This is a genomic window from Paraburkholderia phenoliruptrix (assembly GCF_902859825.1).
Classification (GTDB): Bacteria; Pseudomonadota; Gammaproteobacteria; order Burkholderiales; family Burkholderiaceae; genus Paraburkholderia; species Paraburkholderia phenoliruptrix.
The window spans coordinates 45,726-52,118 of the sequence record NZ_CADIKB010000039.1; the positions used below are offsets into that span (position 1 = coordinate 45,726).

The 6,393-nt window shown below is 64.1% G+C and carries 6 protein-coding genes and 1 pseudogene; 3 read left to right on the forward strand and 4 right to left on the reverse strand.

All coding sequences use genetic code 11. The features are described 5' to 3' along the window. Positions 1-91: 91 nt before the first annotated feature. On the reverse strand, positions 92-1,369 hold the full coding sequence (locus tag HV711_RS27050; protein ID WP_035481563.1) for an amino acid deaminase: 1,278 nt from the start codon (positions 1,367-1,369) through the stop codon (positions 92-94). Positions 1,370-1,496: 127 nt separating this feature from the next. Between HV711_RS27050 and HV711_RS27055 the strand changes: the two genes are divergently transcribed. The 3 genes from HV711_RS27055 to HV711_RS27065 all read left to right on the forward strand — a co-directional run bounded on the left by HV711_RS27055 (position 1,497) and on the right by HV711_RS27065 (position 4,360). Then, positions 1,497-2,387, forward strand: coding sequence for a MurR/RpiR family transcriptional regulator (locus HV711_RS27055; RefSeq protein WP_013587085.1), 891 nt, complete (start codon positions 1,497-1,499; stop codon positions 2,385-2,387). 14 nt (positions 2,388-2,401) lie between these two features. Continuing rightward, the gene (locus tag HV711_RS27060; protein ID WP_035481561.1) at positions 2,402-3,883 is read left to right on the forward strand and encodes an N-acyl-D-amino-acid deacylase family protein; all 1,482 of its coding nucleotides are present in this window, start codon (positions 2,402-2,404) and stop codon (positions 3,881-3,883) included. 90 nt (positions 3,884-3,973) lie between these two features. Beyond that, positions 3,974-4,360 carry a RidA family protein gene (locus HV711_RS27065; RefSeq protein WP_028362877.1) on the forward strand — a complete coding sequence of 129 codons (387 nt, stop codon included), beginning with the start codon at positions 3,974-3,976 and terminating at the stop codon, positions 4,358-4,360. Between the two features lie 66 nt (positions 4,361-4,426). Here the strand turns inward: HV711_RS27065 and queF are convergent, their stop codons facing one another. From queF to HV711_RS27080, 3 genes and pseudogenes are all read right to left on the reverse strand, one after another. Further along, complete coding sequence (gene queF, locus HV711_RS27070) at positions 4,427-5,251, reverse strand: NADPH-dependent 7-cyano-7-deazaguanine reductase QueF (RefSeq protein ID WP_013587087.1); 825 nt, start codon at positions 5,249-5,251, stop codon at positions 4,427-4,429. After that, positions 5,248-6,150, reverse strand: a complete 903-nt coding sequence (locus HV711_RS27075; RefSeq protein ID WP_013587088.1) for a 5'-nucleotidase — start codon at positions 6,148-6,150, stop codon at positions 5,248-5,250. The genes queF and HV711_RS27075 overlap by 4 nt, the downstream gene beginning before the upstream one ends. 38 nt (positions 6,151-6,188) lie before the next feature. Continuing rightward, positions 6,189-6,393, reverse strand: a pseudogene (locus HV711_RS27080) (threonine ammonia-lyase, biosynthetic); the annotation flags it as partial.

Sequence of the window (6,393 nt, forward strand, 5' to 3'; positions counted from 1 at the left end):
ACGCCCGCCGGGCCGGCTCCAACGAGGCGCGCCGACCGCGGCAGCCCGCGCGCAGCATGCGGCCCGCGCGCGGTCAAAACCGCTGGAACAATCAGAAGAACGTCTCGATCACTTCCGTGACGCGGTAAGCCGGATCGACCACCAGCACCTGGCGCCATTTGTCGAACGTGAGGCACGGGTGCGAGATGTCGAATGCGATCATGTCGCCCACCTTCAGATCCGCGCCGGCGGGAATCCGCATATACGCGTGCTGATCCATCAAGCCGAAGACTTCCCAGCCTTCGCTCGCGGCGATGTCGCGCGGCGCCTGATTGCCCGGCCGGTAATGGCGCGCCGGCTCCGGCAGACCCGCGTCGAATGCGGAATCGCGCTTGCCGAGGCCGATAATCGCGCGGTCCGGCTCGGGAATGGACTGCACGTAGGCCCACAGTTGCAGCGCGGGCAAGAGGCCTTCGCCCATTTTCTTCGCGACCGGATTGCGCGCGAAGATATCGGTCTGCGCCTTGCGGTAAATGCCGACGTCGTGCGTCAGATAGCAGCCGGGGCGCAGCACGACTTCGACCTTGCCGGACTGCGACGCCTTCACGAATTCCTCCGCGACCACGTCGTACCATGCCGAGCCCGCGCCCGACAGAATGGCGGGCGTGCGCTCGAAACGCCCCGCTTCGACGAGCGCGCGCGTAACCGCGACCGCGCCTTGCAGAAATTCGCGCACCTCGTGTTCTTCCTTCAGCACGCCTTCATACAATTCGACGCCCGCGAGCTTCAGCACGCCAGGGTAGCGCGCGATCGCCTCGAGCACGGCATTGCGCTGCGCTTCGTCGCGCACGCCGGTGCGCCCGCCCGGCACGCCCAGTTCGAGCAGCACCTGCAGCGGCTTTTTCACCGACGTGAAAAAGCGCCCCAGCTGCTCGACGCCTTCCACTGAATCGACGAGACAGAAGAACTCGAAATCCGGGTCGCTCAGCAATTCGGCGACCATCATCATGTTGCGGCGGCCCACCAGTTGATTGGCCATCAGCACGCGCGAGACGCCGCCGTGATAAGCCGCGCGAACCTGATGCGCGGTGGCGAGCGTGATGCCCCACGCGCCGGTTTCCAACTGGCGGCGGAACAGTTGCGGCGCCATGGTCGTCTTGCCGTGCGGCGCCAGCTTCACGCCGTATTCGGCGACGAATGCCTGCATCCACTTCAGGTTGTGCTCGATGCGGTCCGCGTAGAGCACGGCGGCGGGCAGGCTCACGTCTTCGTTCAACAGATTCCACTCCAGACGCGCCGCGTCCGTGAGCTGGATGCTCGCGCCCGGAACCATGCCCAAGCCCTTGCTATAAGGATCAATCGTTGCGCCTTGATAGTTTGTAACTTTCATGTCTCCTGCTCCATCGTCCGGTTAAATTGCGTCGAGGTTGACTTTACCATGTTACCGAAAGTACGATGGGCAAAGAAATGTTATTTAGTACCACGGCTTTTAAAGCCCCCGCCGGGCACGAGCAGCCATGAACTCCACCGCCGAACCGCTGACTTTCGACATCGTTGCGCGCATTGCCGAGTGCGCGCCGGAGCTGCGCTCGGCCGAACGCAAGGTGGCCGCGCTGATTCTCGACGATCTGACGGGCGCCTCGCGCGCCAGCATCGGCGCGCTGGCGGAGCAGGCGCAGGTGAGCGTCGCGACCGTCACGCGCTTTGCGAAGGCGGTGGGCTGCCGCGACGTCCGGGAATTGAAGCTGCGGCTCGCGCAGGCCGCGGCGGTCGGCCAGCGCTTCTTGCAGGCCGGCACGCCGGGCGACGCGCCGGAGCCCATTGCGACCCGCGTATTCGACGAATTGCAGACGGCGCTGGCGCACAACCATCAACTGCTGCGCCAGGCGCCGTTGGCCGAAGCGGCGGCCGCGCTGCGCGCCGCGCGCATGATCTACGTGTTCGGCATGGGCGGCGGCTCCACCGCGCTCGCCGACGAAATGCGGTTCCGGCTCGTGCGCCTCGGGCGACCCGTGGCCACGTATCAGGACGGCCTGTTGCAGCGCATGGTCGCGAGCACCGTGTCGCGCGATACCGTGCTGATCGCACTGTCCACGACCGGCCGAGTGCCGGAGATGGTGGAAAACTGCCAGATCGCGCGCAGCTACGGCGCGACGGTCATTGCGCTGACGGCGCCCGCGTCGCCGCTCGCACGGCTCGCGGACTGGCTGATTCCGATTGTCGCTTTCGAGACCGACTTCATTTACAAGCCGTCGTCGTCGCGCTACGCGATGATGATGGCGCTCGATGTGCTCGTCACCGAACTTGCCGTCAGTCAGGGTGACGAGAGCCGCGAATTGCTCCGCCGCATGAAGCACGCACTCGACACGCACCGCGGCGGCGGCGATCGACAACCCTTGGGTGACTGATAGGAGACTGATCCATGCACTCGCATCCCGAAGCCGCCGATACTCTGATTGTCGGCGCGCAGCTGTATGACGGCACGGGCGCGCCGCCTGTCGAGCGCGATGTCGCGATCCGCGACGGGCGCATTGTCGCGATCGGCAATCTGTCGAACTGGCTGGCCGAAGACGTGATCGAAGCCGAGGGCCGGGCGCTCGCGCCGGGCTTTATCGACGTTCACACGCACGACGACACGCATGTCATCCGCTCGCCGCAGATGCTGCCGAAGATCACACAAGGCGTGACCACGGTGATCGTCGGCAATTGCGGCATCAGCGCTTCGCCGGTCGCGCTGAAGGGCGATCCGCCCGATCCGATGAACCTGCTCGGCGAGCGCGACGCGTTCCAGTACCCGACTTTCGCAGAGTACGTGAAGGCAGTGAACGCTGCGCGTCCTGCGGTCAACGTCGGCGCGCTGATCGGGCACACGGCCTTGCGCAACAATCACATGGACCGCCTCGACCGCGCGGCCACGCCGCAGGAAATCGAAGGCATGCGCGCGCAGCTCGAAGAGGCGCTCGCGAACGGCGCGCTCGGCCTGAGTTCGGGACTGGCGTACGGATCCGCGTTTGCCGCGCCGACCGAAGAGGTGATGGCGCTCGCCGAGCCGCTCGCCGCCGCGGGCGCGCTGTACACCACGCATATGCGCACGGAATTCGATGCGATTCTCGACGCGATGGACGAAGCCTACCGCGTGGGCCGTCACGCGCGCGTGCCGGTGGTGATCTCGCATCTGAAGTGCGCGGGGCCGTCGAACTGGGGGCGCAGCGAGGAAGTGTTGAAATCGATCGAAGGCGCGCGGCGCATGCAGCCTATCGGTTGCGACTGCTATCCGTATAACCGCAGTTCGTCGACGCTCGATCTGAAGCAGGTCACGGGCGACATCGACATCACCGTGACGTGGTCCGAGCCGCATCCGGAAATGGCCGGCAAGCTCGTCAAGGACATTGCCGCCGAGTGGGGCGTCACGCAGCAGGAAGCGGCACAGCGCCTGCGGCCGGCGGGTGCGGTCTATCACAATATGTCGGAAGACGACGTGCGGCGCATTCTCTCGCATCCGGCGACCATGGTCGGCTCCGACGGCTTGCCGAACGATCCACTGCCGCATCCACGTTTGTGGGGCGCCTTCCCGCGCGTGCTCGGCCACTATGCGCGGGACGCCGGTTTGCTGCCGCTCGAAGAAGCCGTGCGCAAGATGACGAGCCTGTCCGCACGACGCTTCGGTCTCGCGCAGCGCGGCGAGGTGCATATCGGCTATCACGCCGACCTCGTGTTGTTCGACCCGGCGAAAGTGCGCGATGCGGCGACTTTCGAGAAACCGCAGCAGGCCGCCGACGGCATCGACGCGGTTTGGGTCAACGGCGTGCTGACCTACCGCAACGGCGAAGTCACGGGCGAGCGCGCCGGACATTTCGTCGCGCGTGGCGCGGCGTCGAAGGGGGACGCCACGGGCGCGTTCTGATGGGGCCGGGGCAACCGGTTTAGCGAATCCCGATTTATGAAGGCGCGCGGCGCGACGGCTGCGCGCGTCCAATCTTTAAGGAGCGTAATGATGAAGCGATATGGCGTTGAAGGCGGTAAAGGAACGGGCGGCCAGCACATGCCGTTTGCACGTGCAGTGGAAGCCGACGGCTGGCTGTTTGTTTCAGGACAGACGCCGATGGAAAACGGCGAAGTGATCAACGGCGGCATCGTCGAGCAATCGCACAAGGCGATCCAGAACGTGTTCGCCATTCTGAAGGAAGCCGGTTACGGCGCAGAGCACGTGGTGCGTTGCGGCGTGTGGCTCGACGATCCGCGCGACTTCGCGTCGTTCAACAAGGTGTTTCGCGAATATTTCGGCGACAATCCGCCGGCGCGCGCATGTGTGGTCTCGTCGATGGTGATCGACTGCAAGGTCGAAGTGGATTGCGTCGCCTACAAGAAGCCGGCGGGCTGACGCGCCTGAAGGTTCGCCGCGGACGTGACCGAAGCACGTCCGCGGCGAAAAGGCTTCAACGAGTGCTTATTGCCGCGCGAGACGCATGTTGTCCGGCATCGGCAGGTTGTAGTTGGTGCGGAACGGGTTGATGTCGAGCCCGCCGCGCCGCGTGTAGCGCGCATAGACCGCGAGCTTGACCGGGCGGCACGCGTTGAGCACGTCGATAAAAATCTTTTCGACGCATTGCTCGTGAAAGCCGGTGTGATTGCGATACGAAATGATGTAGCGCAGCAGGCCTGCATGATCGATCTGCGGCCCGACGTAGTGAATCTGCACGCTGCCCCAATCCGGCTGTCCCGTCACCGGGCAGTTCGATTTCAACAAGTTGGAGAACACCGTTTCCTCGACGGGGGCTTCGTCCAGTGCTGCCTTAAGCAGCGAAGCGTCGGGCGTGTAGACATCCGCGTCGAGATCGAGCCGGTCGAGCGGCGTGCCCTCGAATTCTTCCATCTGCAATTTGGCGAAATCGTGCGGCGCGGTCAGATAAACCGAGACCGTCGAGCCGCACGACGCCGACACGTCGCGCTTGATCGTGTCGCGCACCGCTTCGATGGAGTCGAACGCGGTCTGCGCAAACGAGCCGAGATAAAGCTTGAACGACTTGGACTCGACGATGTTCGGCGAGTCCGCCGGCACGAAGAAGGTGGCCACCGCGATCTGCGGTTTGCCGCGCTGATTGAGCCACGACAGCTCATACGCGTTCCAGATGTCCGTGCCGAAAAACGGCAATTGCGCGCCGATGCCGATCGCGCCGCGCGCGTTGCCGCGCGCAATCGGAAAGAGCAGCGAGGCGTCGTACTGTTCGGTGTAAGTGGAGGCCTTACCCAGCGGTGATTGTTCGGGTGTCATGATGCGTTCACGATGCCACTCAGCACATGCCCGGTCGCCGTCACGACACGGGCCGACTCGCAGTGGCCAATTTGGTCGTCGAAGAAAAAGTCAGGCTCGAACTCGCGCAGAAATGCGCTCTTGTCGAGGCCGCCCAGAAACATCGCTTCGTCGATTTCGATGTTCCAGGCCATCAGCGTTCGGATTGCGCGCTCGTGCGCGGGCGCCGAACGTGCCGTCACCAATGCCGTACGAATATGCATGGGCGCGGCCTGATCCGCGAGCTTTTGCAGCCGATGCAGCGCTTCGAGCAAGGGCTTGAGCGGCCCGTCGGCAAGCGGCAGATTCCTGTTGTGCGTCTCATGGCCGACGAAAGCCCGCAAGCCGTCTTTCTGGAACACGCGCTCGGCTTCGTCGGAAAACAGCACCGCGTCGCCGTCGAAAGCAATGCGGATTTCGTCCGGATACTTGCTCGCCATTTTCGCCGATTCCGGCAACACGCGTGCGGCCGGGAAACCGGCGGCGAGCGCATCGCGCACGTCGTCCTGATTCGCGGACAGAAAGAGCGACGCGTTCAACGGCTTCAGATAGCCGAACGGTGCCCGGCCACGCGTGAAGACGCCGCGCTCGATCGCGAGTCCGTGCTCGCGGCACGAATGAAACGCGCGCAATCCGCTGATCGGATCGCTGCGCGACAGAATCACCACTTCCACATGATGGCCGCCCGCATTCAACGCGAGCAGCTTGCGGATCAGCGGAAACGCGACGCCGGGCTTCGCGGGCACGGTAAGCCGCGCGCGCTGCAGCGCTTCATAAGCCTGAAGGTCGCCTTCCTCGTAGACGCGGTTTTCTTCTTCGAAGTCGAAGAGCGCGCGCGAGGAGATCGCCACCACCAGTTTGTCGACAAGCGAAAGAGCCATCTGCGGTGTCAGGTTCGTTGCAGTCGTGTTGCAGTCGTTCAACCCAGGAACAGCCGATAAACCGGGTTCTGCGTCTCTTCCCAGTACGGATAACCGAGCGTCGCGAGAAAGCGGTCGAACTCGGCGTTATCAGCTTCCGGCACCTGAATGCCGACGAGAATCGAGCTGTAATCCGCGCCCTGGTTCCGGTAGTGAAAGAGGCTGATGTTCCAGTCGGGCGCCATCGACGACAGAAACTTCATC

What these genes read in the sequence shown, in the direction of transcription:
- HV711_RS27050 (WP_035481563.1), bottom strand. Translation starts at nt 1,369, where the DNA reads ATGAAAGTTACAAACTATCAAGGCGCAACGATTGATCCTTATAGCAAG.
- HV711_RS27055 (WP_013587085.1), top strand. Translation starts at nt 1,497, where the DNA reads ATGAACTCCACCGCCGAACCGCTGACTTTCGACATCGTTGCGCGCATT.
- HV711_RS27060 (WP_035481561.1), top strand. Translation starts at nt 2,402, where the DNA reads ATGCACTCGCATCCCGAAGCCGCCGATACTCTGATTGTCGGCGCGCAG.
- HV711_RS27065 (WP_028362877.1), top strand. Translation starts at nt 3,974, where the DNA reads ATGAAGCGATATGGCGTTGAAGGCGGTAAAGGAACGGGCGGCCAGCAC.
- queF (WP_013587087.1), bottom strand. Translation starts at nt 5,251, where the DNA reads ATGACACCCGAACAATCACCGCTGGGTAAGGCCTCCACTTACACCGAA.
- HV711_RS27075 (WP_013587088.1), bottom strand. Translation starts at nt 6,150, where the DNA reads ATGGCTCTTTCGCTTGTCGACAAACTGGTGGTGGCGATCTCCTCGCGC.